Source organism: Pseudacidovorax sp. 1753 (assembly GCF_040544975.1).
Classification (GTDB): domain Bacteria; phylum Pseudomonadota; class Gammaproteobacteria; order Burkholderiales; family Burkholderiaceae_C; genus Xenophilus.
This window is the reverse complement of record NZ_JBEPKY010000002.1, coordinates 286,973-312,293: the sequence shown is the minus strand read 5'-3', so window position 1 is coordinate 312,293 and position 25,321 is coordinate 286,973. Positions and strand designations below refer to the sequence as shown.

Genomic DNA, 25,321 nt, shown 5'->3' with positions numbered 1-25,321 from the left:
CCGGCCCGGTCTTCTTTCCCTTTCTGGAGTCATTCCCCATGACCGTTTTCGTCGAAGGCCGCCACGCGGCCGAGCACCTCGTGAGCGAGGCCAACGGCACTCGCTCGCGCGACACCGTCAGCCTCGTGGCCGGCGTCGTCTACCCGGCCGGCGCCGTGCTGAGCAAGGTCACCGCCTCGGGCAAGTTCACCGTGCTGGACCCGGCCGCCAATGACGGCAGCGAGACCGCTGCCGCCGTGCTGTTCGACGCCGTCGACGCCACCGCAGGCGACCGCCCCGGCGTCGTCAACAGCCGCGACACCGAGGTCCACGGCGCCGCCCTGGCCTGGCCGGGTGGCATCACTGCACCGCAGAAGGCCGCCGCCCTGGCCCAGCTCGCCGCCCTCGGCATCGTCGCGCGCTGATCCGCCGCAGCTCCCCACCCAGTCACACAAGGAACCCCAGATGGCCCACATGGACGTCTTCCGTCAGCGCGCATTCCACATGGTCGAGATGTCGGCCGCGGTGCAGCGCGCTCCCTATAAACCCAACTTCCTCGGCTCGCTGAACCTGTTCACCACGAAGCGCGTGCGCACCCCCACGGTGTCGGTCGAGGACAAGGGTGGCGTGCTGTCGCTGATCCAGACCAGTGAGCGTGGCGCCCCCATCAGCGAAGGCGAGCGCGAGAAACGCAACCTTCGCGACTTCCGCACCGTGCGCATTGCCCGCGGCCACACGCTCTACGCGCACGAGATCGACGGCATCCGCGCCTTCGGCACGGACAGCGAGCTGCAGATGGTGCAGAACGAGGTGGCCGAGATCATGAGCGGCGAGACGGGCCTGCGCGCCGCCGTCGACCTCACGCACGAGAACATGCGCCTGGGCGCGATTCAAGGTGTGGTGGTCGATGCCGATGGCTCCGTGCTCTGGAACTGGTTCGACGCCTTCGGCATTCAGCAGCCAGGCGAGATCGATTTCGACCTCGACGCCGCCAACCCGCAGTCCGGCGCCGTGCGCACGAAGTGCAATCAGGTGGTGCGCAGCATGCAGCGCGCCGCCCAAGGCGCATGGAACCCGCAGACGTCCGTGGTGGGCCTGTGCGGCGATGCGTTCTTCGACCAGCTCACCAGCCACGCCGAGGTCCGCAGTACCTACCTGAACCAGCAGGAGGCTGCCGACCTGCGCGGCGCCGTGGGCCGGGTGTTCAGCTCGTTCACCTATGGCGACATCACCTGGATCAACTACCGGGGCACCGATGACAACGCCACCGTGGCCATCGGCACCGACAAGTGCAAGTTCTTCCCCGTCAACGCGCCGGGCGCCTTCGTGCAGGCGTTCTCGCCCGCTGAATTCCTGCCCTTCGTAAACACGCCCGGCCAAGACGTTTACGCCATCGTGGTCGAGGACAAGGAACGGCAAGCCTGGGTGCGGCCGGAGATCTACAGCTATCCCCTGTTCATGTGCACGCGCCCGGGCATGCTGCTGCGCGCGAAGCGGACCTGAGCGGGCACGGCATCGTGAACATCGTTGCTCCCTTCGCGGGCATCGAGCGCCTGGTGAATGCCGGCGCCGCGGCCCTGCTCGCGAACGCGGTCGCCCAGGTCGACGGCGGCGAGCCCTTCGGCGTCGTCTTCGAGCGCACGCAGGCTGTCTTCGACGGCATGGTCGAGGCGACCGGGCCCACCGCGTCGTTTGACCTCGCAAAGGCGCCGACGCTGGCGATGGACTCGGCCCTCGTGATCGACGGCGTGACGTGGTACGTGGCCGGTGGGCTCACGCCTGATGCCTCGGGCTGGGTCACGGTGCGCTTGAGCGAAGGCCGCTGACATGCACGCCCAGCAACAGATCCTCGAAGCGGTGCGCGCGGGCTTGGTCGGCGTCACCGATGCCGGCGAGAACGTCTTTCTGGACCGGGTCCGTGCCCTCGGCACGAGCCAGCTGCCGGCCATCCTCATTCGCGAGCACGAGCAGGGCGAAGAGGTGGACCCGCCGGTCGCCGGCCGGGCCGAGCAACGGCGCCTCCGCTTGTTGCTGCGCGCCGTGGTTGCCGACGACGCCGACGCACCTGCCAAGGCCCGGGCCCTGGGCCTGCAACTGGAGCGGGTCCTCGGCTCGCCCCAGTTCAAGGCCGTCAAGGCCAACCGCATGCGGCTGCTCGCCAGTCGCCACATGCCCTTCGACGGTGGCGAAACGCCCATGGCCGCACGTGAGCAGTTGTGGACCGTCACCTACTTCCTTCTCCGGCGCGAGGCGCCGGACCAACCATCCTGATCGGAGCGCACATGGACGTGCAAATCTGGGCGGACGTCAGCGTCGCGGTGCAGACCGCGCTCGGCGGCGCCAAGGCCATCACCGGCGTCACCAAGGGCGCCGCCACCCTCATTCAATGCGCCGGCCATGGCTTCGAGGCGGACGCCCCGGTGTTCGTGCGGACGCGAGGCATCGGCGCGCTGGACTATGCCGTGGGCCTGGTGGCCGATCCGACCGCCGACGGCTTCACGCTGCAGGGCGTCGATTCGACGGGCTTTCGCGGTGCCATCGCCGAAGGCTCGACGGTGCAGCTCATCACCTTCGGCGCCGAGGCCGAGACGCTGCAGGAGATCACGCCCAGCGGCGGCGAGGCGCCGGACGTGAACATCGCGACCATCCACCCGCGCCCGGATCACTCGGTGCCCGGCAAGCCGTCGCCCATCGTGTATTCGTTCGGCTCGCTGTGGGTGCCCACGGACCCGGCGCTCGTTGCCCTCAAGGCGGCGGCCCGCACCCGCGCGACCTGTGCCGTGCGCTTTACCTGGGCCGATGGCACCACGCTGCTGTTCGCGGGCATGCCGAGTGCCTCGATGGCCCCGGGCGGCGCCTCGGGCCAGCCGGTGACGACGCCGATCAAGATCAACGTGCGCGGTCCGCTGGCGACCGTGGCCGGCGTGGAGGACTGACGCGATGCGCAAGTCTTCCAACGCGGTCGCAGTAGCCGCCGCAGCGGCGAGCACCTCCGCTCCGGCCTTCGCAGGCGTGCCCGAGGGCGTGCCGGCCGAAGAGGTCGCCTCCGCCACGCTCGGCACCGTCATCGTCCGCGGCGCGCTCTTCACCGAGGTTCTGGCCGACGACGTCATGGCCTCGCGCGAGAAGCCCCGCGCGGGCGAGGACGAGCAAGCCGCGGCCGTTCGGGCAGCGGTTGAAAAGACCGTGCGCACGCTCGCCCGCCAGGTGTTGGATGCGGACGGCCAGCCGCTCAAGACCTACGCCGAATGGAACGTCTTCGGCGTGCGGCACCGGGACGAGGCGCTCCATCTCTTCAACATCGCGCGCCGGCTCAATGGCTCGGCGGAGGACGCGGAAAAAAACTGAGGGAGCACCCCGCACTGCGCGACGCCTACACGCTCGCGCAGCTGCTGGGGTGCACGCTGGCCGGCCTGTTGGGCCGCAATCTGAGTGCACAGGAGTTCGAGCATTGGCGAGTCATCATGAAAGCGGAGCAGCTGCATCCCCGCGTGGCGCAGCTGCGGCATGCCCAGCTGCTGGCAGCGGTCTATCAGGGGCCGTCCATCCGCAAGGGCGTGCGTCGGCCGTGGCTCGCGTCGGACTTCATGGCGCCCGATCCCTGGGCGGATTCGCCGGTGCCTGGTTTGTCCAGCAGCGGCATGGCCACGGGCCCAGTGCGCCGCGTCACGAAGGGGCGGGACGTGCTCGCTCTCGCGCGGGCCAGCCAGGCCGGCAGGCGAAGGTGACCGCGGCTTTAGCAGCGGGGGCGGGCAAGGGAAGGGCGGCGCGATGACCGCTGAAATCTCGATCCTGCTGACGGCCAAGAACGCGACCAAGGGCGTATTCGAGTCCCTCAATCGCGACGTCGACAGTGTCATTTCCGGCATCGGCTCGCTGCAGGCCGTGTTCGCGGGCGCGCTGGCGGGCCTGTCCGTCTCCACCGTCATGACGAAGTTCCTGAACGAAACCCGTGATGCCGAGCAGGAGCAGGCCCAGCTGGCCGCCGTCCTGCGCTCCACCGGCGAGGCCGCCGGCTGGTCGCTCGATCAGCTCAACGACATGGCGTCCGAGCTGCAGAAAAACAGCGTTTTCAGTGACGGCGACATCAACAAGGCGCAGACGCGCCTCCTGAGTTACACGGGCGTGGTCGGCGAGCAGGTGCCCCGCGCGATGCAGGCCGTCATCGACATGTCGGCCCGGCTCGGGATGGACCTCAACCAGTCCGCCGAGACCATCGGCAAGGCGCTCGATGTCCCGAGCCAGGGCCTAACCGCTCTGTCGAAGCAGGGCTTCCGCTTCACCGACGACCAGAAAGAGCTGGTCAAGCAGCTGGAGGCCACGGGCAAGACGGCCGAGGCGCAGGGGATCATCCTGCAGGCGCTGGAATCGAGCTACGGCGGCGCCGCCAAGGCCGCGCGCGACACCTTCGGCGGGGCGATTGCCGCGCTGCGCAACAACATCGACAGCCTCATGACCGGCGACACCGGGTCCATGAAGCAGCTCAAGGACACCGTCGAGGGCCTCAATAAGACCCTCGAATCGGACGAGACGAAGGCGGCATTTCAGACCCTCACGGGCTGGCTCACCGCGGCTTCGACGGCGGCGATTCGCGGCGCGGCCAACCTCATCACCTTCGCGAACGCCAAGAGCCGCATTGCCCTGGTCCTGGGTACCGACGACTTCGGCAAGATGAAGGCCGAGGCGGACGGCGCCGCCGCGCACGTGTCGCGCCTGGTGGAAATGGCCGAGCGCTACCAGACGGCGATTTCCCGCGGCGAGAACGTTGCGCAGAACCAGCGCAACCTCGACAAGCTGCGCCCGCGCATCGCCGAGGCGCAGGCCCGCGCCGCGAAGGCGTCCGGTGCCCTCAAGGGCTTCGCGGACGAGGTTGCCCCCATCGCGTCGATGGCCGAGGCGCCGGCCATCAAGGGGCCCGGCACGGGCGGCGGGGCCAAGGCCGGCAAGACCGAGAAGACGAAGGACCCCGAGGCCGCCGCGAAGCGCTATCTCGAAACGCTCACGAAGCAGGTTGAGAAAGCCCAGCAGCTGAGCCAAGTCGAGCAGACGCTCGCCGAGATCCAGCGCATCCGCAACGACGGCGGCACCGTCACCGAGGGCGCCAAGCAGCAGATGCTCCGCGCCGCGGCCGAGCTTGATGCGGCCGAGGAACGCAAGGACCGCACGAAGCGCGAAGAGAAGGAGCGCACCGAGCGCGAAGCCGCCTGGCAGAAGCAGCTCGACGAGGGCCGCCGGATCATGGAGCAGGTCCGCACGCCCCTGGAGACCTACAGCGCTGAGGTCGAGAGGCTCAATGACCTGCTGGCCTCGGGCGCCCTGGATCAGGAGACGTACACGCGCGCCGTCGCGGGCGCCTGGGGTGCCTATCAGGAGGGCGAAAAAGCCCTCAAGAGCCTCGGCAGCGAGGCCGACGATTTCGCCAAGCGCGCCGCCGGCAACATCCAGGACCAGATCGGCGCCGGCCTCTATGACGCGGTCACCGGCCAGTTCGACAACATCGGCAAGGCGTGGCTCCAGCTGCTGCTGCGCATGGCGGCCGAGGCCGCCGCGGCGAAGCTGTCCCGGGCCATGTTCGGCGACCTTGTGGAGGGTGGTTCGGGCTCGGGCACCTTCGGGACGGCGCTCAAGGCCATCGGCGGCGTGCTGGGCCTGGTCAGCGGCAGCGCCGGCTACAGCGCGGCCACGCAGGCCACGCTCGATGGCGCCGTGGCCGGCCTCGGTGCCTCGAAGGGCTTCGACGTGAGCGCGCTTCTGAACGCCCCGCGCATGGACACGGGCACGAACTACGTGCCGCAGGACATGCTCGCGGTGGTCCACAAGGGCGAAAAGATCACCCCCGCCCGCTACAACCGCGCAGCGGACCCCGATGCAGCGGGAGCAGGCGGGATGGTCTTCGCGCCGGTCCTCACGAACCACATCGATTCGCGCTCGGACCGCGCGTCCATCGTGCAGACCACGCAGCAGATCGTGGGCGAGGCCCTGCGCCAGTTCGCGGAGCAGCTCAAGCGTACGGGAGCGATTCCCGCATGAGCGTCATTGTCGAACTGCCGAGCGACATCAACATCGTCAGCATGGAGTGGGGCCTGATGTCCTTCGACCTGGGCAACACCAACGCAGATACCGGCAGCACGCAGGTTGCCGTGCTCGGGCCCCAGCGGCGCACCTGCGCCATCGTCAGCAACGAGCGCGAGGAAGACCCCGAGGTCATGGCCCGGTGGCGTGCCCTGCTGCATGCCATGCGGGGGCGCGTCGGCCGCATCGCCGTCTGGGACGTGCGCAGCCCGGAGCCACGCGGCACCGCGCGGGGCGTGTGGACCGTGGCGGCCGCAACGCCGGCCGGCGCGACCTCGGTCGCGCTGACGGCTGCAGGCCAGAACGGCCGCACCGTGCTGCTGGGCGACTGGATCGGAGTCCATCAGGAGTCGACCGGCGCGGCCCGCCAGCTGCTGCACGTGCAGGCCGATGCCGTCGTCCAGGGCGGGGCCGTGACGCTGCAGTTCGAGCCGGCCCTGCGCGTGTCCTTGCCTGCCGGCGCCGTGGTGGTGTGGGATCGCCCCACCTGCCTGATGCGGCGCACCAGCAACGAGACACGCTGGAAGGACACGCCCGGCGACTTCCAGGGCGGCTACAGCCTGGACCTCATGGAGAGCTGGGAATGACGGTCGGCATTGACGCAAGTTTTGCTGCCCTGGCCGGTGCCGGCGTCTATGGCGAGCTGGCCCTCGTGGAGCTGCGGGCGACCACGGGCACGCTGAGGCTCACCAACTGGCCGCTGGACGTGGAGGTCATGGGCAGCACATGGTCCGGTGTCGGTTCGCTCGGCCAGATCGGCGAGATGCACGAGGGCGACGACGGGGCCGCCGAGAAGCTCACCCTGTCGCTGTCGCCCGTGCCGCTGGACATGCGGGCCTTCGCGCTGAGCGATCCCCACGAGTACCGCGACCGGCCCGTTCGCATCTGGATCGCCATGGTGGACCCGTACACCATGCAGATCAGCGGCGCGCCGGTCCTGCGCTTCGCGGGCGTGATGGATCAGATGCATGTCGAGCGCAAGGAGCGAGAGGGCGTCATTGGTGTGACTTGTCGCACGGTCAGCTACGACGTGCGCAGCAACCCCTCGGCCCTGCGCATGAACCATGTCCAGCACACGGCGCGGTTTCCCGGCGAACGCGGCTTCGAGTACCTGCAGGGCCTGGTGGGCAACCCCTCGGTGTGGGCCTCGGTCGCCTATCTGGCCTATATGAACATCCGCGGGATGTTGGGGTACCGGTGATGGCGGACCTCGATGCCTTCATCGACGCGCGGCGCGCCGTGCCGTTCGCCTATTTCCGGCATGACTGCGCCCATGTGGCGGCAGACTGGGTGCGCGAAGTGACGGGCGAGGATGCCCTCGGGTCGCTGCGCGGCGACGGCGGCCCGCTCCAGGGCGCAAGCCTGCTCCGAGCGCTGCGCTTCGTGCGCCAGGCCGGAGCCGGCGCACCCGCGCGAGACTGCTTCATCGCTGCCGGCGAATTTCTTCTCGGGCCCTCGGTGGCCGGGCTGTCCGCGCGACGGGGCGACGTCGTCCTCGCCCGCAGCGGCGGGCGCGTCGGCCGGGTGTCGGGCTACAGCTTCGGCGTCTGCACAGGCGCCCACGTGGTCGCGCCCGGGACGGACCGGCTGGAATTCCTGCCGATCACGGCAGCGGAGGCGGCATGGCGCATCTGATCCGCGGCCTAGTCTTCCTGTGCCTGGCGCTGGCGGCGGCACCTGCCCGCGCGGAGGTGGTCTCCGGCGTCATCAGCGCCGTCTACACCTGGCTCGGAACGGCCGCGGTGGGAACGATGACGTGGGGAACCGTCATCACGGCCGGCCTCACCGTGCTCAGTGTCGCCAGCTCGGTCCACAGCACGAATGCGGCGAAGCGCCGGGCCCGCCAGGACGCCGCGCGCAAGCTCGCGCAGGACATCGCGAACCTCGCCGACCGCCGTATCACCCTGCTGCAGAGCGACTCCCCCAATGCGGTGGTCTACGGCTCGCCCGGCCGGATCGGCGGAAGCATCGCGGCAATGGTCACCACGGGCGCGGGTGCGCAGCTCACGCACTTGGTCGTCATCTTTGCAGCTCACCCCTGCGAGGGCATCGACGAGATCTACATTGAGGACGATCCCGTCCAGGCCGGCCCGGATGGCTGGACCACGAACGAGGCTCTGAGCCGCAAGCCCAGCGGCTATCTCGACTTCGACAACGGGCCCATGGTGCACGTGGGGATTCACCTGTCGCCCGGCGGCGTGGACGTCGCGGATCAATGGCTGATCGACCAGTGCAACGCAGCGATCGGTGGCGCGCCGGGCATGTGGACGGCCGAGCACCGCCTCTCGGGCTACACCTATGCGGTGGTCACCGTGAACAAGGTGATGGAGCGCTTCCAGGGTGGGCCGCCGTCGATCACGGCCAAGGTGCGTGGCAAGAACACCATCTATGACCCGCGCACCGCCACGCGCGGCTACACGCGCAACCCGGCCCTGTGCCTGGCGGATTTCCTCATGTCGCGCGAGGGTTACGGCGCGAGCGCCGACCAGATCGAGGCGGGCGCCTGGATCGCGGCGGCGAACGCCTGTGACCATGAGGTCTACGGCTCAGAGGCCGACGACGACGGCGAGAACTACGGATGGTCCCGTGCGCGCTATGTGTGCGATGGGATGTTCCGCAGCGATCAGGACCGGGATTCCACGCGGCAGCAACTCGAAGACAGCATGGCCGGCTTCACGCTGCAGACGGCCGGTGTCTGGCGCATGCAGGCGGGCGCCTGGAGTACGCCGGTGCTGGTGCTGGGCGACACCGACATGCTCGCCCCGACCAGCGTCGTGCAGACGTGCAACCCCGGGGAGCGGGTCTACAACACCGCGCGCGGGACCTACGTCAACGCCGAGCGCAACGGCGTCAGCGAGGACTTCACGGCCTACCAGAACGCGGTGTTCCTGGGCCTGGACCCGCACGAGAAATCGACGGACATGGCGCTGGCGTTCACGGGCTCGCACGTGCGCTGCCATCAGCTGGCCCGCGTGCTGGTCGAGCGCAGTCGCGGTGGGCTGGTGCTCAAGATCCGCCCCAAGATGCTCGCTTGGCACCTGCAGCCTGGCGACCGCGTGCTGTATTCGAGCGCCTTCTACGGCATCGAGAACAAGCCGTTCATCGTGACGGACTGGAGTTACACGCGCGAGGCCCCGCTCACGCTGGAACTGCTGGAGGATGTCCCGGCCTACTACGACACGGCGGACGAGGTCCTGGCCGATGCGGCGCCGAACAGCAACCTGCCGAATCCCTATGAGGTCCCGCCGGCACCGCAGAACCTGCAGGTCGAGAGCGGCCCGGATCAGCTCGCAGTGCAGGGCGGCAGCGTCATCGCACGGGCGCGCGTCAGCTGGAACCGCGCGACGACCAGCTTCGTCCTGAATGGCGGCCTGACCCGCGCGCAGTGGCGCGAGGGTGCCACGGACCCGAACCAGCCCGATCCGCCGGACGTCGCGCCCTGGAAGACGGTCGACCTGCCGGGCGATGCGGTGGAGACGTTCCTGCTCGGCCTGGACGTGGGCAACGAGTACACGGTGCGGCTGCGCTTTCAGACGGCGTTCAATGCCTCGGCCTGGGCCTATGCCGGTCATCTGTTGAACGGCGCCGAGCCGCCGGCCGAGGTGGGCGACCTCACGCTGTCGGTCGAGGGTGACGGGATCTATGCGCGCTGGAGCCCGCCAGCGGGCGTGGACCTGATCGAATGGGACCGCACCCGCATCGGCCGCGGCGACACGGCCGAGGCCGCCGGCGGCGATGTGCGCTTCGACGGCCATGCCACCGGCGCGAACATCGGATGGTTCCCCTCGGGCCTGCAGACGGTGTGGGCGGTGCACTACAGCCGCAGCGGCCAGGGCTCGCAGCCGTCCAGCGCATCGATCAATGTGCTCCTGCCGCTGACCCCCGACGTGAGCGACTCCACGCAGGGCCGGTCGGTGTCGATCAGCTGGAGCGACTGCCGCACCACGCAGCCGCTGCGCGAATACCAGATCCGCAAGGGCGACACCCTGCTGGGCGCCGTGGAGATCGGCCGGACGACATCGCGTGTCTTCACGCGCGTCGAGGAAGAGGCAGGCCTGCACCGCTACTGGGTGCGCGCCGTCGACCTGGCGGGCAATGCCGGCGGCTGGGGCACGACGGAGGCCATGACGCTGCCCGACTTCGATGACGTGCCCGACATCGCTGAATACCTGGGCCGCGTGGATGCCCGCTTGCAGCAGTTCCGCGACCAGTCCGCCGCGGCCGACATGAAGGGCATCCTCCGCGCCGAGGTCAGCGTGAGCGAAATGGGCCGGTCGCTGCGGCGCCTGACCACGATCCTTGAGGCCAAGGTCGACCACAACTATGCGCTGTATGCGCACCAGATCGAGGTCCTCGTCTCGGCTGATGAGGCCATGGCGCAGGAGATCACGCTGCTGTCGGCCGGCCTGGCTGATGCGCAGGCGGACATTCTCGAAGAGTCGACCGTGCGGGCCACGGCCGACGCTGCCCTCGCGAGCGACATCCTCACCATGCGTGCCCGCGTCGATGACATTGAGTCGACCTACGTGTCGGATGTGGAGTTGGAGGCCACGCTCAATTCGGCGTTCGCCTCGTACGACTCCTATCTCAACGCGTCCACGGGGCCGCTGGGTGGCCTATCGGCCACGGTGAGCGAGCAGCAGCTCGCGCTCGCCAGCCTGGACGGCAACGTCGCCGCGCAGCTGATGCTCAAGACGGAGATCTCCACGCCGCTCGGCCGGCGCGTGATCGCTGGCCTCAAGAGCAGCGTCTCCAGCACGAATGGCGGCATCGATGTGCAGTCGGAGGTGGTCATCCTCGCGAACCTGTTCCGGGTCATCAACGATCTCGGCTCGAACTCCGCAGAAGCGCCGTTCAAGGTGCAGGACGGCCGCACGTTCATCGACATGGCCATGATCCGCAATGCGGACATCGACACCCTCAAAGTAGCCGGCGGCGCCATCGTGGCACCGGCGTTCTCGACGGGCACGGGCTCCGCGGCGGTGAGCTTCACTGTGCCAGGCGGGCAGGTGTGGGAAGCGTTCTGCGTGGCCGAGTTCGGGCAGCAGTCGACATGGAGCTCATCCGGGCCCGGCGCCGAGACCCGGACGCTGACGGGCGTCTCGCCCACGACGGTCTACTCGGACTCGCAATGGGTGGACATGGGCATGTCTGGGGCGACGCAGTACCGCTTCCCTGGCAGCGTCATGACCAGCGTCGTGACGTGCACCGCTGGCTCGCACACGATCTGGGCGGTGGGCGGCGAGACGACGCGCCTGGCCGTCTTCATCGGGAAGCGGGGCGCCTGATGGCCCTTGTCGCGTTCTCCATCGTTGATGGCCTGGGCCGCGTGCTGATGCATGGCGAAGGGCTCGAAGTACCGGCGCCCCCGGAAGGCTGCCAGGTCGTCGGGGTCCTGCCGCCCAGTGATCGCCACTGGCGCGACATCGCCGCCGACGTGTGGGTCGACATGGGCGAGCCGCCATCGCCTGCATGTGTCTTCGACTGGCCGTCGCACAGCTGGGTTGATCCGCGGACGCTGGACGACATCCGGGCGGAGCAACTGGCGGCCGTCAATGCTGAGGCGCGCCGACGGGCCTCTGCGCTCACCGCGGGCTATCCCGACTTCGAGCGGCAGACCTGGCCCACGCAGGAGCGCGAGGCTCTCGCCTGGCAGGCCGACGCGTCCGCGCCCACGCCGTACCTCGACGGCATCGCCACCGCGCGCGGCATTGCGCCCGAGGACATGCGCGCCAAGACGCTGGAAGCGGTCTTGGCCTTCCGTGCCGCCAGTCAGTACCTCGTCGGCACCCGTCAAGCGTTGCGCGACGCCATCCACGCAGCCACCACGCCCGCGGCCGTGCTCGCCGTCGTGTGGCCCCCCGAATCTCCCACCACGTGATGACCATGGACGACAACACCGCACCCATCATCGGCCTCGAAAAGGAGGTCGTCGACCCGCGCACGGACGCGCAGCCGAGCTTCCACGTGCTGGCCATCTGCCAGATCGTGTACCCGCTCCAATCCACGGCCGCGACCCTCTACTCGTATCAGTCCCGCGCCTCGAAGGACGCGGGCAAAAAGCACGTCACGCTCATTCAGGTCAAGCTCCCGGGCGTGCCCAGCGGCGCCGTCGACCAATGGGTCTATGAGCAAGTCATCGCCTCGGCCTCGGACGCCAACATCCTGACCGGCGCCACGCCGGTGCGTGAGGTGGCCTGATGGGCTGGTATCGCACGGGCACCATCACGCTCGTCGCGGGCTCGGACGTGGTCCTGGGCGCCGGCACGGCGTGGGTGCGCAATGCGCTGCCGGGCGACATCCTGTCCGTGCCCGGCGCGGTGCTGGAGGTCAAGCGCATCGTCAGTGACGGCGAGCTGCAGCTCGCGACGGCCTACACCGGCGCCGGCGGCGCGGGCCTGAGCTATGCACTTGTGCCGACGCAGGGCTACGTGCCCGAGGCCCTGCAGGCCATGCAGCAGATCCTCGGCGAGTTCGGCGATCTCTGGCAGGCCTGGCAGGCTGGAGACCTGCAGGGGCGGGGGCTGGTGCTCAAGGGCGCCGAAGACGACGTTTCCGACTTGCCGACTGAGGGGAACACGGCTGGCGATGGCTACATCGTTGCCGGCTCGAAGCTGTACGTGTGGAACGGCACTGCGTGGGCCTATGCGGGAGAGATGGTCACCACGCCCGAGCTGATCGCGCTCAAGCAGGCCGCCCTTGATGCACAGGAGCAGGCCGCGCTGTCGGCGGCAGCGGCGGAGGAACTCAAGGGCCAGACGCAAAGCCTTGTTGAGGTCGCGGCAGCCAAGGCCCAGCTTGCCACGACCGCTGCGGCAAGTGCCCAATCGTCGTCCCGTACCCGGGCAACCTGGGCCGGCGAGGAAGGTCTCGCCGCCTTGACGCCTACGGCGGTCGGCCAGGGTGCCGAAGTGCTCGACAGTGACCTCGGCACGCACGTCGATCCGTCCACGTCGGCCGTCGTCCCGAACGCGGGCCGATATACCGCCTTCGCCACCACGGCCGGCGCGTGGAAGCGGATCGACGGCACCGGTCTTGCCGGCAAAGTCAACGTCGCCGATCTGTCGAAGACGCTGCGCGACAACGATCCAGCGCTGACAGGCCTGGCCTTCGCGGTGACGGATGCGGATGGCCGCCGCCTATGGATCGAGGCCGGCATGGACGGCAAGCCGACCGGTCGTGTCCTCGACCTCATCGGTGCGGGCCTGACGCCGAGCCGGGTCCCTGGCCTTGGCCTGGAAGGCTTCACGAAGCCCGAAGAGATCGACCCGGCGCTCAACGACATCGGCTTTGCAATGGTCGACAGCGCCAAGCGGCGACTCTGGCTGGAGGCGGACATGCGGGGCGGGCCCACAGCCCGCGCCCTGGATCTCATTGGCGCGGGACTTACGCGCGCCCGAATGACGGCGCTGGATCTCGCCGACAAGCTGTCGGCCCTCGGCGCCGACGAAGCGCTCAACGACATCGGCATTGCACTGGTCGACGGTGCGAACCGCCGGACCTGGCTCGAATGCGACATGGCGGGCAGGCCCACGGCGCGTGCGCTGCAGCTCATCGCGGTGGGCATTGGAGGCGTTGAACTCAACGCGCCGGCCAGGGCCTATCGCCCCACCTGGTCCAATGTCGAGCGCCCCATTGTGAGTGGGCCCAACATCATCTGTTGGGGGGACTCGCTGACAGCGGGCGCTGGTGGAGGCGGGACCAATTACCCGGGCGTTCTTCAAGCGCTACTGACGACCGCGGGCTTCAACGTCGCGGTGCGCAACGGTGGGGTCGGAGGGGAGTCCTCAGTGACCATCGCGGCGCGCACCGGCGCCAATCCCTTCCTGCTGCTGCCTCAGGGCGGCGCCATTCCTGCAGCGGCCGAGCCGGTGCGGGTCGATCTCCAGAAGATCAACGGTCAAACCCCGGTGCCTCTGTTGCAGGGGACCGGCACGCCGGGGAGCAGCTTCGTGGGGTCGCTCGCCGGAGTGCCCGGACTGATGCAGCTGGTGCAGCCGAATGGTCCAAACATCATCTGGGATCCGGCGAACTACTACGTCTTTACGCGCAACACCGCAGGTGCCGTGGTGACCTGCAATCGGCCGGCCCCTTATCGGACCGACTTCTCCGAGGCCAGGCGCGGCGACATCGTGTGCGGCTGGATCGGCCAGAACGGGCCCAGCAACGCCCGCGCAATTCAGGACGCGCTCGCCATCGAGCGGCATCTGAGCGCGCTCAAGATCCGCACGATCTGGATCAGCAAGCCCGGCGGCACGTCCGCGGCCGATCCCGATGACGCCGAATGGGCGGCCACCTTCGGCCGCCGTCACATCGCCATCCGGCCTTACCTCGTCGCCTACGGCTTGGCCGACGCCGGCCTTGCGCCCACGAGCCAGGACACCGCCGATATGGCGGCGGGCACCGTGCCCAGCTCGCTGCGCGTCGACGGCGTGCATCTGAACGCCGCGGGCTACGCCGTGGTTGCCCAACAAGTTTTCCAACGAATCCTCGAACTGGGGTACATGCAATGAGCAAGATCATCCGTCTCGACGGCCTGACTCTCACCGACACAACCGCGCCCAAGATCATCGAGCGCGACAAGATCGAGTCCGATGGGTCGCTTTTCCTGTTCGATCCGACCCTCGCCCAAGGCGCGTTCACAGCGCTAGGCAATGGCGCGACGATCCCCAATGCCCTGTCGAACAAAGCCGCGGCTTTGCTGGCCGTGCCCGAAATCGACACGCACGGCTTCGTGTCCTCCGTGGCCCTCGCGAACAAGTTCGTGGTCGAAAGGACGGGGAAGGGGGGCGTACACGGCATCATCACGCAGTCTGGCACGCAAGCGGCCTCGGGCAATCTGAACTGGCAGATCCTGTTGCCCGCCGCCATTCGGAACCACATCTTCGCCAATCGGGCGACGCGAAAGTTCTTCTTCAGCGTGTGGTGGAAGACGACGCGGCCGGGCTTGCAGGGAAGTAGCCAGGCGGTGGCTTGGGCGACCGGCCAGACCGGTGCCACGAGCAACTATCTCTTCCACACCGAATCTGGCATTCCCCGGCCCTCGGCCGGCGCTGCCTCGCACCTTGGATCGCGGGCCGTGCCGGCGACGACAGAAACGGTTGCGCCGGTGGGCTCGAACCGGATCGCCAATGTGGGCGTCAACGGCCAGGTGGGCACAGGACTGGCGACCGCCACGGATGTGAACCCGCTCGCATTCGTCGGAACAGGGGGACCGTGGGGCGGCTTGAACTTCGACAAGGCGCCCAGTCGCATCTTGTATCGCGCCTATGTGGAGGACCTCACCGCCAGCGGCCGGGCGTATGCCGACGTCGATGCCATCGACTACGCGCTGTGGCAGGCCGCCTTCGGTAGTGGCGGGAAGTTCAACGGCGATACCTACACCGACCCGGCATCACTCGCCTGGGTGCCGGCTCCCACCTGATCAGCGCAGCTGCTGCGCACTGAGACCTCTGATGGCAGAACCTACAACTACGGCAGCGATGACGTTCGCTGCTGCGACGGCGACGGTGCCGGTACTCACCGCTTTCGGGGTCCCGCTCGGACTGCGGCCGGACTTCCTGGTGGCCGGCTTCGCCGGGGCCGTGGTCGCGATTGCAATCCTGGACACGGTGCCCACCACGGGCGACACCATCGTGCACCTGGTGCGCACGTCACTGCGGCGGATGGGTGTTGCCTTTGCCAGCAGCCTTGCGGCGGGTTACATGGCACCCGCGGTGCTGTGGGCCACCAACGCCCCCGAGCCCGTCATGCTTGGCATCGCCTTTGCCATTGGTGGCGGCGCGCGCGAGGTGCTCAAGCGGGCCATCAAGCGGGTTGCTGATCGTGTGGAGGCGCAACCATGAAGCTCATGCTCTGGGTCTATGCCGTATGCGGCCTCATCGTTGTTGCCGAGGGCCTCAACAAGCTGGAGCGCTGCCGAGGGTGGCGGCAGTGGCCGCGCAGCGCACGGGCCCGCGCCGTCGAGCTGCTCAAGATGCTCGCTTGGGGCTTGCTCACCATCGGCGGCGCCGGAGCAGTCGCAACCCTGCTCCTGCCGCTGCGCGCGCCCGACCTGCAGGACGTCTTTGTCATCGGCGGCTTTGCCGTGCTCATCGTGCGAACGCGCGTGAAGGAGGGGTGAGATGGTGCTGTCTGAAATGCGCTCGGGCGACGCATGTCACGCCCTGAATCACCACTATGAGGCTTGCCGGCTGCTGGCGTACCCCGATTCCGCCTCGCCGCTCTTTGCCGCGCTGCGCCGCGCTCGCTTCGATCCGTACAACATGTCGGCGGTGCCAACGCCGTTCGCGCGGCTGAGCGGCGCACCGTGGACGATTGGGTGGGGCGACACCCTCAACGTGCGGCCGGGCTTGGTGATTACGCAGGCGGAGGCAGACGGCCGCTATGCGCGCCGCTTGGTGCGTGACTTCGAGCCGCCTGTGCGCGAGGCTGTCAGGGTGCAGCTCTCGCAGTGCCAATGGGATGCCATCGTCTCTACTGTCTACAACACCGGGCCCGGCGGCCGTGGGCGCGATGGCATCCTGTGGCTGGCAGACGGCCGGCCCAGCACGTTCCTCCGCAAGCTCAATGCCGGCGACTACGCGGGCGCGGCCGATGAGCTGCCGAAGTGGGTGAGGGCTGGTGGCCAGGTGCTCAAGGGCCTGCAGCGGCGCCGCCATGCGACGCGCCTGGTGTTCCTCGGCTGGGCCGTGCAGGACGCGATTGCGGCCGGCGAGAGGGCCTTTCCATGATGACGGGGCCCCAGGCGCTGGGCTTGGCCTTGGCGGTAAGCGTGGCGGCGAATGGAGCCCTCGGCGCGGCCTGGCTGCACGCGCGGGACGCTGCAACGCGCACGATGGGAGAGCGTGACTCTGCGCGGGCCGATGCGTCGGCCTGCAGCGACGGGGTCGCCGACCTTCGTGAGCTGGCCGACGAGCGCGGCCGGCGCGCGAAGGCGGCGCAGGCCACCGCGGCGGAGCGGCGCCGGCAGCAAGAGGCCATGGCGCAGCTCATCCTGTCGACGCCTCCCGCGGTGCCGGGCGACGTCTGCGCGAGCGCACAGGCGCGCGTCGACAGCTGGATGCGTGGGAGGGCCGAGCCATGAAGCGAACGGCATTCCTGGGCCTGTCTACGGCCCTGCTGGCGGGATGTGTTGTCGGCCCACCGGTGCGGATCAATGTGCCCGTGCCGGTCGAATGCCGCGCGAATGAGCCGGAGCGGCCTGCCATGCCCACGGAATTGCTGCGCCTGGGCGTGGATGTGGATCGCTGGATCGGCGCGGCTCAGGCCGAACTGCTCTTGCGTGAGGGATATGAGGACGAGATGCGCGCGGTGCTCAGAGAGTGCATCGCGCCGATCACGGGGCCTTGACGGCAGCGAGGCATTCGAGCGCGAACTGCACGGTGTACGGCGCGGCCGAGTGGGTGGACACGTCGAGCGGCGCACAGTAGGAGCGCATCATGCGCTCGCTCACTCCGATTTGGCGGGCCGCTCCCCGCTGCGAGAACCCCGCCTGCTCGATCAGGGTGCGAATGTAGGCGGGGTCCGGGTTGTGCTTATTTGCGTCGGGCAGCATTGGAGATTGCGCGCTCGCGCGCGGCTTCGTAGAGGGGATGGCCTTCGAACAGCACCACGCGCCCGCGGTCGAAGTAGTCGACCATCGAATCGGTGTCGTTCTCGTAGCCGGTGGGGATGATGGCGCGCAGATCGTCGCCGTAGTCGCGGTCATAGATCGTGACGCACGCGCGGCCGTCTGCGCGATTGTCCAGGCTGTAACGGACGCGGGCCTTGAGCTTGCCCTTCGTGACGGCGAAGACGCCGAAGCGCACCCCGACGAACTGGTCCGCAGCGGCCTGCATGCGTGCGGCGTAGGTGGCGACCTCGGCCGTCTTCGCTGCGCTGGCCAGAATGTCGCGAGTGGTCGCGATGGCGACCAGCTCGTCGAGGTAGGGGCGGCCGTGCATCTTGCCATTGATGAGAAACGTCGCGCGCAGGCCGCCGAAGGCGCGGGACAGGCGGTTGTCCCGGATCACGCGGCCGTCTTCGAGGTGTACGACAAACGAGACGTCGCCGGCGACGGCCTCGGCGCTGCTGATGGCGCCGGCATCAGAGGCGCTGCCGTAGAAGCCTTGGAAGTAGACACCGAGGCCGACGAGGCGCTCCGGCTGGGTTGCGAGAGTGCGGACTTCGTCAGCGGTGAGGATCAGTTGCGTCGGGTGCATGGAGGCTCCGGTGGGGTTCGCCGCGCCGGGAATCGGCTGGCATGGGCTCAATTGTATAGGCTAAAATCGCCTAGTTCAACGAAGGCCCTCGAACCCGATCAACCATGCTCGGTGCGGGCACTCGTGCCGCTGCCGCTCGCCATGTGTCGAGCTGAACCGAGAAGTACGCTTCCCCCACGTCGCCCAGCTCGCGCATACCTACAAGGTTGGCCTTGTCGAAAGCCGCAGACGCCGTTCAATACAGCAACATTCAGGCTGGTGTGGAGGTGGGAACGTTGGCTATGGAGCTGGCAGCTGAGCTCCTCACCATCAAGCGAGAGATAGCCAGCCGCATTCAGGACCTGAAGCGCCAAATGGCCACTGCAGTGAAAGAGGTGGTCCAACCGACGCCGCAGCTGGTCTTGTTGGGGTAGGCTATGCCTCGTTGATCTTTACGAACCAGTAGCTGAGGGCGCGGTCATAAAACTGCTTTCCGGTGAAGACGTGGACTTGGCCATCCAAGGGGTCCACGTAGGAAACATGGGCTAGCCTGGTCGTGCCGTTCCCCTCATCGATCATGTTGACCGACGTCACGAGAACGACGTGCCGCATCTGCGGGCTGAGCTGGATCTGGAGAATGAATGGCCGGTTGTTCTTCAGTTCGTAATTGACGTACTGAACTTTCGGCGCCCCCGACCCCGCCAAGCATTTCGCCCTCCAGATCGTGCCGTTGGCGTTGAGCTTGAGCCCGTTGAGAAAGGCGGAAATCTCTCCTGAAGACGCGGTTTCCACGACGAGTTGCCCTTTGATCGCCGCAACGATGTCTTCTTGCTCCCATGGCACGCCGTGGTGCTTGAGCAGCATTTCCAGCACTGCCGCCCAGCACCAGACGGGAGTCTTCTGTATCGCCTTGGTCATGAACATGGAAGGCACGCCCACAGGCTCAGCCAGCACCGGCAACGTGCCTGCCAGCGAAACTAGTGGAACCGACAACAGTATGTCTCGTCGCTTCATTGGGTGCCTCCCTCGATGGCGAATCGATCATGATCGCCACTGCGGTATCTTGCAACCCAGGCAATCCGATACGCCGCTGCTTCGTGGCCTCGACACCCAAAGATGAAAGTCTTCGAGCTTGACCTGCCCCCATCCGCTATGCCAATGATTCTGCAGGAATCCTGGGGTTGAAGGTTACTGGATCTCGTTGCTCGTAGTGGTGGGATGCGCGAGGCCGTGACGGTGCCGCTCTCGCAGTGCCAGCGGGATGCGACCGTGTCCAGGGTCTACAACACCGGCCCGGGCGGCAAAGGGCGCGACGGCATCCTGTGGCTGGCAGACGGCCGGGCCAGCACACTCCTGCGCAAGCTCAACGCTGGCGACTTTGCCGGCGCCGCAGACGAGCTGCCGAACTGGGTGAGGGCGGGCGGCCAGGTCCTCAAGGGCCTGCAGCGGCGTCGCCACGCCACGCGTCTGGTGTTTCTCCGGCGGGGATGTGGGCGCGGCGATCGCGGCCGGCGAATGCGGGCCTCGCGCGGCCTGGCTGCGCGGGCGGGGCGCGATTACACGTACGGCGGGAGAACGCGACTCGGCGCGAGCCGATGCGTCGGCCTGCAGTGACGCAGCGCAGGACCTGCGGGACCTCGCCGACGCACGGGAGAGGCGGGCCAGGACCGCGCAGGCCAGTGCGGCCGAGCTTCGGCGCGGCAGGGAGGCGTTGGCGCAGATCATCCTTTCGATACCGCCGGCCGTGCGAGGCCACGCCTGCGCCAGCGCTCAGGCGCGCGTTGAAGCTTGGGTGAAGGGTAGGGTCGCGCCATGATCAGAGGCGCGTCGCTGGGTGCGCTGGCGGTCTTAGTGTTGGCCTCTGCGGCGGAGCTCTTCGGCCGAGTCAAACTGCCCGTCCCGGTGGAGTGCCGCGTGCGCGTTCCCGAGCGACCATCTATGCCTACCGACGCCCTTCGCCAAGCCGTTGATGTTGACCGTTGGGTTGCAAGCGCTCATGACGAGTTACTTCTAAGAAAGGGTTTGAACGCGAACTGATCGCTGCCCTTGAGGGGTGCACCGAGCCAATCGACGCTCATCGATCTAGATAACTGCCACTAGCCACGGAGCAAAACCCAGCAATCTTCCAGATGCTCTAATTTAGCTTGGAGCCTAGCATTGCGCGCGTTAGCGAGCGGCCACTGCAGCTAAAAGGAAAAATGTGTCGCTCCTTGTCGAAGAGCGGTTCATTGTGACGGAATTGCTCAACCGAGTTTAAGAGACCGGAGCAGCGCCATGCTCAAACCCCGCGTCCCTCACTCGCGCGATACTATTTTACGCCGAGATTATCTACGCGCATCGTTTGACGTGGAATCGGTGTCTTAGCGAGCGCAGACATAAATAGTTGTTGTCGGTGCCAGTATTAGATTAAAGCACTCGACATATACTGAAACCAAAATACGCCAATGCCAAGAGAAGCAATGGCATGCACATGAGCGATATAACGTGTAGCGCTGCTGAGCAATTCGTCCGTTTTATATAAGAATCTGCCTAATTATTTTTGACCTTCCGTTACTTAACAATTTCTCAGTCAGGGTATGACTAGATCGACAGCAGCGCAGCCCTTACGCAAAGGACGCTTTGGGAGACAGCTTTACAGTGCTGCTGAAAGACTCAGCATACATCGTATAAGTTCTTCACAGGTTACGTAATCGTAATGGTAGACCGTGAGAACAGCAACTGCAGTGGCAATCAACGTCGTAGGAAGCCTGTATAGGAATTTTCCAAGCCAAAGGTGTAGCCCCCTCATGTAAGCTGCGGACGTAAAGGAGGTTGCACTGTCGTTTGACCCACGTGCGTGCATAGACATCAGTCGCATGACCGAGTGCATGAACTGCTCGGGCACCGCTGGGCGATGGTTGGAGGAGTCGTTCGTTTCACACTGTGTACCAAACCAGCTATGCTTGCGCCAGCGGCCTCCGGTTGATCAGCGAAGTGAAAAGATGAAGAATCGGCTGCAGAGATACAGTGCCATACAGGGGGCAATTAATTGAAAAGAGACGGATATGAAATTTAAAAATCTTTCGCGTTGGACGATTGATCCCACCCTTGACGGGCTTATTTTTTGCGCTCAAAGATTAGACGAGCTTGTGTGGGATTTTACGCTCGACACCCACAAGCCGCTCTCGCTTAACGCTCCCTATCTGTGCCAAGAGGCTCTAGCAGTGGTGGAGAATGTTGAAAATGAGCTGATTGACGCGGCAAACTTGAAGCATGTACTGGAGGAGCTAATATGGAGCGTTCAAAATGATCCAATAGCTAAATCATTGCTTGATCTACCTATAGAACGCTACGTCAATACAGCCGATGAGGTTAAGCTCACAGATTTAAAGAGGCGACTGAGCGCTCTAAGCAAAACACTGGAGCCATTTCGCTATCTTACAAAGTGCTTCGACAAACTTTCCGAATGCGTTAGAGCTGTTAGGAAAAAGGATATCGATGCAACGGCCCGCACTATTGTTACTACCCTAATAAATATGGGTATGAGCAAAAAGCATCTGCAGGCACAGATAAACTCTTATTTTTTTTCTCAATTTGGGGTTCCTATAAAAAGCGCGGATCAGATTGATGAATTTTTGCAGTCTATCTATCCTTATTCACATGACTGTGATGTATATTTCGTTGCAAGTGATCTAATCCTAACGGTTAGGGAATCATCTCGCGCATTTGGTGTGACAGTATTAGATGAACTTCCCGATGATATTGCTAGGCTGCAAGCGGAGACGCCAGAGTTTGCCCGCGGAAGAGACGAATGTTACGTTGCGGTTTCCTCTGTTAGGGCGTTGGACGTGTTTTCTGCGCAAGAAAAGGCTGCGGGTTCTCTCGATAGGTTAAGCGATCTCTATACGCTCTTTCATCACCAAAACAAGATTACTTGGCGGAGTACGGCATTGGTAAAGCAATGCTGTTTACCCCAACCCGTAGCCGCCGCTTTAAACAACGGCGCGATGGAAAAGCCCTATGATTTCGGGACGGACAAAGCGTCCAAAGAATTAAACCGGCTAATACGAAATTTTGCGATTAGGGGGGCGAGCAAAGTCAGATTTGATCGCGTGGCAGATCTACACGGAATATGCGTGTCGAATGATGTGCTGGACAATCAGCTTGTTACATTATGGACATCGTTGGAAACCCTAATTCCGTCCACTGTAAGCACATCAAAAATCGGAAATGTGCTAAATCAAACGACGCCATTCTTGATGCAGGCATACATCCAACGATTACTTCAGAGATTCACTCATGATCTGATCATCTGGAGAAAATGGTATGTAAAGCGGCTATTAAATCGGGTTCCTGGCGTGGAAGGCAGCAATACGGTTTATAGGGTACTAGCTCTCCTGGCAATACGAGATAACGAGCCTTTGCGCGCAGAACTGTACACCGAACTCAAAGACTTTCACCTGTTGCGATACCGCGCATTTCAGCTTAGCGAAATACTTGCGTCGCCCGCAAAAGTTCAAGCCACGCTAAGCGCGCACCTTAAAAAAGTGGAATGGCAGATTCGGCGAATTTATAGAACTCGGAACATGCTTGTTCATTCCGGCAAAAGACCAAGCTATATTCGTGCGCTGGTCGAAAATGCACACGACTATTTCGATCAGATAATTTTCGATGTAATGCGATTGTCGTGCGGGGAATATAGGGCAGAGAGTCTCGATGACGTATTTGAACTGGTGAAGCTAAGGCATGAGAAATTTATGAGCACGCTTGTATCTATAGATAGATTTGATGTTCACAACTGTGCGTTTCTTTGCGAAGACCTAGACACGCTCCGAGATTTTCAGAACGAAGTTTGGACAGGGGCGTAGCGCATCCATGACATACTCGGCGATCGAAGCGCGAGCCTTTTCCATTTGGGGTCCGCCGTGTACCCAGCGGTGGTCGCCGGCGACATCTCAATACCGGTGAGGATGCCCACCTGCTCCAGGGTCTCGGCCAGCGTGTGGGCTAAATGGGACCTTGGGTGATGCCTATGGGGGCAGAGATGCCTGCAATATAATTTGCGCTTGCAAATTATCAAATTAGGGCAATTGACCGACCGTGACAGAAAGAATCGAACGCTTCCCCTAGGCTGGTCAGAGGAGCAGGAGCCAGGCCGGGCATACATCGAACATGATTCTTTGCCCGATCAAAAAGTACAAAACAAATGGCATCTGTGCTCATCCGAGACGGATATTTGATTCCGTGAGGCTGTGCTGGGTGGTTGTATAAAGAGCTCGACAGTTCCTGAGTCAAGGGATATTCGGCCATTACATCTCCCAAGTTGAGGCCCATGTCTCGCAGGTTCTGGCCTGTGAAATCAACAATACGGAGCTGTGAAAAGTCAACCAACAATACGCTCAAACTTGCCGCTTCATGTCGTGCCCTAAAAACATGATAGCGGTTTACGGCGTCGTCATAGCCGTCGCGGACCAACGCTTCCTCGTAGCATGCGGAAAAAGTGGGCGCAACATACAAAGTCTCGTATCGCCGTTGTGGATCATCAAAGCGACCGCTACCCGCGGCGCGAAAGCCGGGCTCCAAGTGGGAATAAGCAGACCCACAGATGCGCAGTTGTATTCCCTCGGAACGGTCTGCAAATTTCAGATCCGTCTTGTTTGTTATTTTCCCCACTAGCGATTAGCGGCTAAGTCCTCAACGTGCTCCGCTGCCAATAGTAGCACTGCGTCAATCGCACCATCTGCAAGTGCCGCAAGAGGGGCTTTACCGAAGTAGGGATGTGAGTTCACAAAGAAAAAATAGGCTGACCAAGGGTCTGCGCCGCGGATGGCTTTCAGCACCCTTCGGACGGGATCTCTTAAGCCAGACTCAAATTGCCATAGGGGGATTTTGAGTTCTCCAAGCTCGTTGGAAAGCGCAAGAACTTCGCCTTTCCATATTTCCGCCCAAATTTCATTAACTTCCTTATTCATGCGTTGTGAGACTTCGGCCAGCGAAAACATTGTCGGCAATTGCAACTGCGCTGCACGCACGCGATTACCAGCTTCGACGGCCCTCAGATACTCGCGACCTGAATGAGGAGAAACGTTTGGTCTAATATCGACTGCCTCGCGAGGAGCGAAGGCGCCAGATGTGAGATGGCGCAGTTTTGCTTCTAAAGCATTGCTGAATTCGTCCGCGATATCGGGAAACGCGAAATCCTCATAGCCGATTTCGTGTTGCCTGAGTAGGTACTGATGCTTGTACGAGGCTTGATCTGCGATATGACTTCCGAGGGCTTTCAGAGGACCATAAAAATCCTTGTGCTGATATTCTTCTTTATGGTTTTCCCCGTACCAGATACTCGCAGGGTTGAAAGCGTAAGCTGGATGGTTTAAACTGAGGTGCGCCTGCCCCTTCAAAAGGCTCTGCGCTGCGCCAATTTCGCTCCCGTGGTGGATAGCCTGCACGAGTAAGTCATTTCTTACCTCGACAAAGGCATCGTATAAATCTGAGTGCGTACTTAGATCTTGCCACTGTGGGAATTTATTATGGCTAAGATCGATACTGAATTTCTTCATGCTCTCAGCATTGAGAAGAACGGGGCCACTTTTTAGACTCCCCCTTAGCAAACGAATCTTCGCATACAGTTGAGTCAAAAGCCTAAAGTTAAGGCGAGCCTTTTCGACTAGGTCGTGGTGCGTCTGATTATCCTGGTGTTCCTCGTTGTCTTTAGCGCCCAACGTGCGTTTGTGCTCGTGCGGCAAACCCGGCTGGGAGACATCTTTGGTCATGACTGGATACTAGCGCGTCTGTCATTTGGGTCAACGAGTGAGGGACTGGTCATGCAACCTCGTGCTGCGGGGTGAGCTGCGTCGGAATCCTTGGAGGGAGACCGCTAGCAAGCCGCATCTTTATCCTTGGGCAGGCCCCCGCACTGCAGTCAGGCTGGCTCTACCGCACCTAGTGCGGGCGCATGGGCATCGCCGATGCATGCGCTTAAGTTGGCCCAGGACGCGCCCTCCGGGTGGCGCAACATGCCGGCCGGGGTGCCGGACGTTGCGTCGCCAAGGTGTGCAGATACTGGCATTGAACCTCCGATCAGAAAGAGGCGGGCGCCCGGACTCATC

General features: G+C 64.5%; 28 protein-coding genes. 23 read left to right on the top strand and 5 right to left on the bottom strand.

Features of this window, described 5'->3' with window-relative positions:
- Positions 1-38: 38 nt before the first annotated feature.
- From ABIC63_RS03870 to ABIC63_RS03775, 20 genes are all read left to right on the top strand, one after another.
- A complete protein-coding gene (locus ABIC63_RS03870) occupies positions 39-404 on the top strand; it encodes a head decoration protein (RefSeq protein WP_354318746.1) in 366 nt (121 codons plus the stop codon).
- A 40-nt stretch (positions 405-444) separates the two neighbouring features.
- A complete protein-coding gene (locus ABIC63_RS03865) occupies positions 445-1,482 on the top strand; it encodes a major capsid protein (protein WP_354318745.1) in 1,038 nt (345 codons plus the stop codon).
- A 14-nt stretch (positions 1,483-1,496) separates the two neighbouring features.
- A complete protein-coding gene (locus ABIC63_RS03860; RefSeq protein WP_354318744.1) occupies positions 1,497-1,805 on the top strand; it encodes a head-tail joining protein in 309 nt (102 codons plus the stop codon).
- A 1-nt stretch (position 1,806) separates the two neighbouring features.
- Complete coding sequence (locus tag ABIC63_RS03855; protein ID WP_354318743.1) at positions 1,807-2,250, top strand: hypothetical protein; 444 nt, start codon at positions 1,807-1,809, stop codon at positions 2,248-2,250.
- Between the two features lie 11 nt (positions 2,251-2,261).
- Entirely contained in the window at positions 2,262-2,915 is a 654-nt protein-coding gene (locus ABIC63_RS03850) for a phage tail tube protein (protein WP_354318742.1), read from the top strand.
- Positions 2,916-2,919: 4 nt separating this feature from the next.
- A complete protein-coding gene (locus ABIC63_RS03845; protein ID WP_354318741.1) occupies positions 2,920-3,327 on the top strand; it encodes a hypothetical protein in 408 nt (135 codons plus the stop codon).
- A gap of 159 nt (positions 3,328-3,486) precedes the next feature.
- Positions 3,487-6,009, top strand: coding sequence for a phage tail length tape measure family protein (locus ABIC63_RS03840; protein WP_354318740.1), 2,523 nt, complete (start codon positions 3,487-3,489; stop codon positions 6,007-6,009).
- Positions 6,006-6,638 (top strand): hypothetical protein, encoded by a 633-nt coding sequence (locus ABIC63_RS03835; protein ID WP_354318739.1) that lies wholly within the window; start codon positions 6,006-6,008, stop codon positions 6,636-6,638. Before ABIC63_RS03840 ends, ABIC63_RS03835 begins: the two co-directional genes overlap by 4 nt.
- On the top strand, positions 6,635-7,252 hold the full coding sequence (locus tag ABIC63_RS03830; protein WP_354318738.1) for a hypothetical protein: 618 nt from the start codon (positions 6,635-6,637) through the stop codon (positions 7,250-7,252). Before ABIC63_RS03835 ends, ABIC63_RS03830 begins: the two co-directional genes overlap by 4 nt.
- On the top strand, positions 7,252-7,686 hold the full coding sequence (locus ABIC63_RS03825; RefSeq protein ID WP_354318737.1) for a DUF6950 family protein: 435 nt from the start codon (positions 7,252-7,254) through the stop codon (positions 7,684-7,686). Before ABIC63_RS03830 ends, ABIC63_RS03825 begins: the two co-directional genes overlap by 1 nt.
- The gene (locus ABIC63_RS03820; protein WP_354318736.1) at positions 7,674-11,339 is read left to right on the top strand and encodes a phage tail tip fiber protein; all 3,666 of its coding nucleotides are present in this window, start codon (positions 7,674-7,676) and stop codon (positions 11,337-11,339) included. The genes ABIC63_RS03825 and ABIC63_RS03820 overlap by 13 nt, the downstream gene beginning before the upstream one ends.
- A complete protein-coding gene (locus tag ABIC63_RS03815) occupies positions 11,339-11,932 on the top strand; it encodes a hypothetical protein (protein ID WP_354318735.1) in 594 nt (197 codons plus the stop codon). Before ABIC63_RS03820 ends, ABIC63_RS03815 begins: the two co-directional genes overlap by 1 nt.
- 5 nt (positions 11,933-11,937) lie before the next feature.
- Complete coding sequence (locus ABIC63_RS03810; RefSeq protein ID WP_354318734.1) at positions 11,938-12,252, top strand: hypothetical protein; 315 nt, start codon at positions 11,938-11,940, stop codon at positions 12,250-12,252.
- Complete coding sequence (locus tag ABIC63_RS03805) at positions 12,252-14,564, top strand: hypothetical protein (RefSeq protein ID WP_354318733.1); 2,313 nt, start codon at positions 12,252-12,254, stop codon at positions 14,562-14,564. The genes ABIC63_RS03810 and ABIC63_RS03805 overlap by 1 nt, the downstream gene beginning before the upstream one ends.
- Positions 14,561-15,475 (top strand): hypothetical protein, encoded by a 915-nt coding sequence (locus ABIC63_RS03800; RefSeq protein WP_354318731.1) that lies wholly within the window; start codon positions 14,561-14,563, stop codon positions 15,473-15,475. The genes ABIC63_RS03805 and ABIC63_RS03800 overlap by 4 nt, the downstream gene beginning before the upstream one ends.
- Before the next feature lie 58 nt (positions 15,476-15,533).
- Positions 15,534-15,896, top strand: coding sequence for a hypothetical protein (locus tag ABIC63_RS03795; RefSeq protein WP_354318729.1), 363 nt, complete (start codon positions 15,534-15,536; stop codon positions 15,894-15,896).
- The gene (locus tag ABIC63_RS03790) at positions 15,893-16,174 is read left to right on the top strand and encodes a hypothetical protein (RefSeq protein WP_354318728.1); all 282 of its coding nucleotides are present in this window, start codon (positions 15,893-15,895) and stop codon (positions 16,172-16,174) included. Before ABIC63_RS03795 ends, ABIC63_RS03790 begins: the two co-directional genes overlap by 4 nt.
- Before the next feature lies 1 nt (position 16,175).
- Positions 16,176-16,784, top strand: a complete 609-nt coding sequence (locus ABIC63_RS03785; RefSeq protein ID WP_354318727.1) for a lysozyme — start codon at positions 16,176-16,178, stop codon at positions 16,782-16,784.
- On the top strand, positions 16,781-17,137 hold the full coding sequence (locus tag ABIC63_RS03780) for a hypothetical protein (RefSeq protein ID WP_354318726.1): 357 nt from the start codon (positions 16,781-16,783) through the stop codon (positions 17,135-17,137). The genes ABIC63_RS03785 and ABIC63_RS03780 overlap by 4 nt, the downstream gene beginning before the upstream one ends.
- Entirely contained in the window at positions 17,134-17,403 is a 270-nt protein-coding gene (locus ABIC63_RS03775; protein WP_354318725.1) for a hypothetical protein, read from the top strand. Before ABIC63_RS03780 ends, ABIC63_RS03775 begins: the two co-directional genes overlap by 4 nt.
- Here the strand turns inward: ABIC63_RS03775 and ABIC63_RS03770 are convergent.
- Both ABIC63_RS03770 and ABIC63_RS03765 read right to left on the bottom strand, forming a co-directional pair.
- Positions 17,390-17,608, bottom strand: coding sequence for a helix-turn-helix domain-containing protein (locus ABIC63_RS03770; RefSeq protein ID WP_354318724.1), 219 nt, complete (start codon positions 17,606-17,608; stop codon positions 17,390-17,392). The genes ABIC63_RS03775 and ABIC63_RS03770 overlap by 14 nt on opposite strands.
- Entirely contained in the window at positions 17,589-18,254 is a 666-nt protein-coding gene (locus ABIC63_RS03765) for a hypothetical protein (protein ID WP_354318723.1), read from the bottom strand. Before ABIC63_RS03765 ends, ABIC63_RS03770 begins: the two co-directional genes overlap by 20 nt.
- Before the next feature lie 212 nt (positions 18,255-18,466).
- Here ABIC63_RS03765 and ABIC63_RS03760 point away from each other — a divergent pair, with 212 nt between their 5' ends.
- Positions 18,467-18,667, top strand: a complete 201-nt coding sequence (locus ABIC63_RS03760) for a hypothetical protein (protein WP_354318722.1) — start codon at positions 18,467-18,469, stop codon at positions 18,665-18,667.
- A 1-nt stretch (position 18,668) separates the two neighbouring features.
- On the opposite strand, the gene ABIC63_RS03755 is transcribed toward ABIC63_RS03760, so the two are convergent.
- Positions 18,669-19,247: a papain-like cysteine protease family protein gene (locus ABIC63_RS03755; protein WP_354318721.1), complete on the bottom strand. Its 579-nt coding sequence runs from the start codon at positions 19,245-19,247 to the stop codon at positions 18,669-18,671.
- A gap of 204 nt (positions 19,248-19,451) precedes the next feature.
- Here ABIC63_RS03755 and ABIC63_RS03750 point away from each other — a divergent pair, with 204 nt between their 5' ends.
- Together ABIC63_RS03750 and ABIC63_RS03745 are read left to right on the top strand one after the other, a co-directional pair.
- On the top strand, positions 19,452-19,847 hold the full coding sequence (locus ABIC63_RS03750; RefSeq protein ID WP_502935843.1) for a lysozyme: 396 nt from the start codon (positions 19,452-19,454) through the stop codon (positions 19,845-19,847).
- Between the two features lie 1,430 nt (positions 19,848-21,277).
- Positions 21,278-23,080, top strand: coding sequence for a hypothetical protein (locus tag ABIC63_RS03745; RefSeq protein ID WP_354318719.1), 1,803 nt, complete (start codon positions 21,278-21,280; stop codon positions 23,078-23,080).
- 208 nt (positions 23,081-23,288) lie between these two features.
- On the opposite strand, the gene ABIC63_RS03740 is transcribed toward ABIC63_RS03745, so the two are convergent.
- Both ABIC63_RS03740 and ABIC63_RS03735 read right to left on the bottom strand, forming a co-directional pair.
- The gene (locus ABIC63_RS03740; RefSeq protein ID WP_354318718.1) at positions 23,289-23,885 is read right to left on the bottom strand and encodes an RES family NAD+ phosphorylase; all 597 of its coding nucleotides are present in this window, start codon (positions 23,883-23,885) and stop codon (positions 23,289-23,291) included.
- Positions 23,885-24,985: a hypothetical protein gene (locus tag ABIC63_RS03735; RefSeq protein WP_354318717.1), complete on the bottom strand. Its 1,101-nt coding sequence runs from the start codon at positions 24,983-24,985 to the stop codon at positions 23,885-23,887. The genes ABIC63_RS03740 and ABIC63_RS03735 overlap by 1 nt, the downstream gene beginning before the upstream one ends.
- Positions 24,986-25,321: the final 336 nt, after the last annotated feature.

Bases quoted from the DNA above. Each gene is read 5' to 3' on its own strand.
- ABIC63_RS03870 (WP_354318746.1), top strand. From the start codon at position 39: ATGACCGTTTTCGTCGAAGGCCGCCACGCGGCCGAGCACCTCGTGAGC.
- ABIC63_RS03865 (WP_354318745.1), top strand. From the start codon at position 445: ATGGCCCACATGGACGTCTTCCGTCAGCGCGCATTCCACATGGTCGAG.
- ABIC63_RS03855 (WP_354318743.1), top strand. From the start codon at position 1,807: ATGCACGCCCAGCAACAGATCCTCGAAGCGGTGCGCGCGGGCTTGGTC.
- ABIC63_RS03850 (WP_354318742.1), top strand. From the start codon at position 2,262: ATGGACGTGCAAATCTGGGCGGACGTCAGCGTCGCGGTGCAGACCGCG.
- ABIC63_RS03845 (WP_354318741.1), top strand. From the start codon at position 2,920: ATGCGCAAGTCTTCCAACGCGGTCGCAGTAGCCGCCGCAGCGGCGAGC.
- ABIC63_RS03840 (WP_354318740.1), top strand. From the start codon at position 3,487: ATGCCCAGCTGCTGGCAGCGGTCTATCAGGGGCCGTCCATCCGCAAGG.
- ABIC63_RS03835 (WP_354318739.1), top strand. From the start codon at position 6,006: ATGAGCGTCATTGTCGAACTGCCGAGCGACATCAACATCGTCAGCATG.
- ABIC63_RS03830 (WP_354318738.1), top strand. From the start codon at position 6,635: ATGACGGTCGGCATTGACGCAAGTTTTGCTGCCCTGGCCGGTGCCGGC.
- ABIC63_RS03825 (WP_354318737.1), top strand. From the start codon at position 7,252: ATGGCGGACCTCGATGCCTTCATCGACGCGCGGCGCGCCGTGCCGTTC.
- ABIC63_RS03820 (WP_354318736.1), top strand. From the start codon at position 7,674: ATGGCGCATCTGATCCGCGGCCTAGTCTTCCTGTGCCTGGCGCTGGCG.
- ABIC63_RS03815 (WP_354318735.1), top strand. From the start codon at position 11,339: ATGGCCCTTGTCGCGTTCTCCATCGTTGATGGCCTGGGCCGCGTGCTG.
- ABIC63_RS03810 (WP_354318734.1), top strand. From the start codon at position 11,938: ATGGACGACAACACCGCACCCATCATCGGCCTCGAAAAGGAGGTCGTC.
- ABIC63_RS03805 (WP_354318733.1), top strand. From the start codon at position 12,252: ATGGGCTGGTATCGCACGGGCACCATCACGCTCGTCGCGGGCTCGGAC.
- ABIC63_RS03800 (WP_354318731.1), top strand. From the start codon at position 14,561: ATGAGCAAGATCATCCGTCTCGACGGCCTGACTCTCACCGACACAACC.
- ABIC63_RS03795 (WP_354318729.1), top strand. From the start codon at position 15,534: ATGACGTTCGCTGCTGCGACGGCGACGGTGCCGGTACTCACCGCTTTC.
- ABIC63_RS03790 (WP_354318728.1), top strand. From the start codon at position 15,893: ATGAAGCTCATGCTCTGGGTCTATGCCGTATGCGGCCTCATCGTTGTT.
- ABIC63_RS03785 (WP_354318727.1), top strand. From the start codon at position 16,176: ATGGTGCTGTCTGAAATGCGCTCGGGCGACGCATGTCACGCCCTGAAT.
- ABIC63_RS03780 (WP_354318726.1), top strand. From the start codon at position 16,781: ATGATGACGGGGCCCCAGGCGCTGGGCTTGGCCTTGGCGGTAAGCGTG.
- ABIC63_RS03775 (WP_354318725.1), top strand. From the start codon at position 17,134: ATGAAGCGAACGGCATTCCTGGGCCTGTCTACGGCCCTGCTGGCGGGA.
- ABIC63_RS03770 (WP_354318724.1), bottom strand. From the start codon at position 17,608: ATGCTGCCCGACGCAAATAAGCACAACCCGGACCCCGCCTACATTCGC.
- ABIC63_RS03765 (WP_354318723.1), bottom strand. From the start codon at position 18,254: ATGCACCCGACGCAACTGATCCTCACCGCTGACGAAGTCCGCACTCTC.
- ABIC63_RS03755 (WP_354318721.1), bottom strand. From the start codon at position 19,247: ATGAAGCGACGAGACATACTGTTGTCGGTTCCACTAGTTTCGCTGGCA.
- ABIC63_RS03750 (WP_502935843.1), top strand. From the start codon at position 19,452: ATGCGCGAGGCCGTGACGGTGCCGCTCTCGCAGTGCCAGCGGGATGCG.
- ABIC63_RS03745 (WP_354318719.1), top strand. From the start codon at position 21,278: ATGAAATTTAAAAATCTTTCGCGTTGGACGATTGATCCCACCCTTGAC.
- ABIC63_RS03735 (WP_354318717.1), bottom strand. From the start codon at position 24,985: ATGACCAAAGATGTCTCCCAGCCGGGTTTGCCGCACGAGCACAAACGC.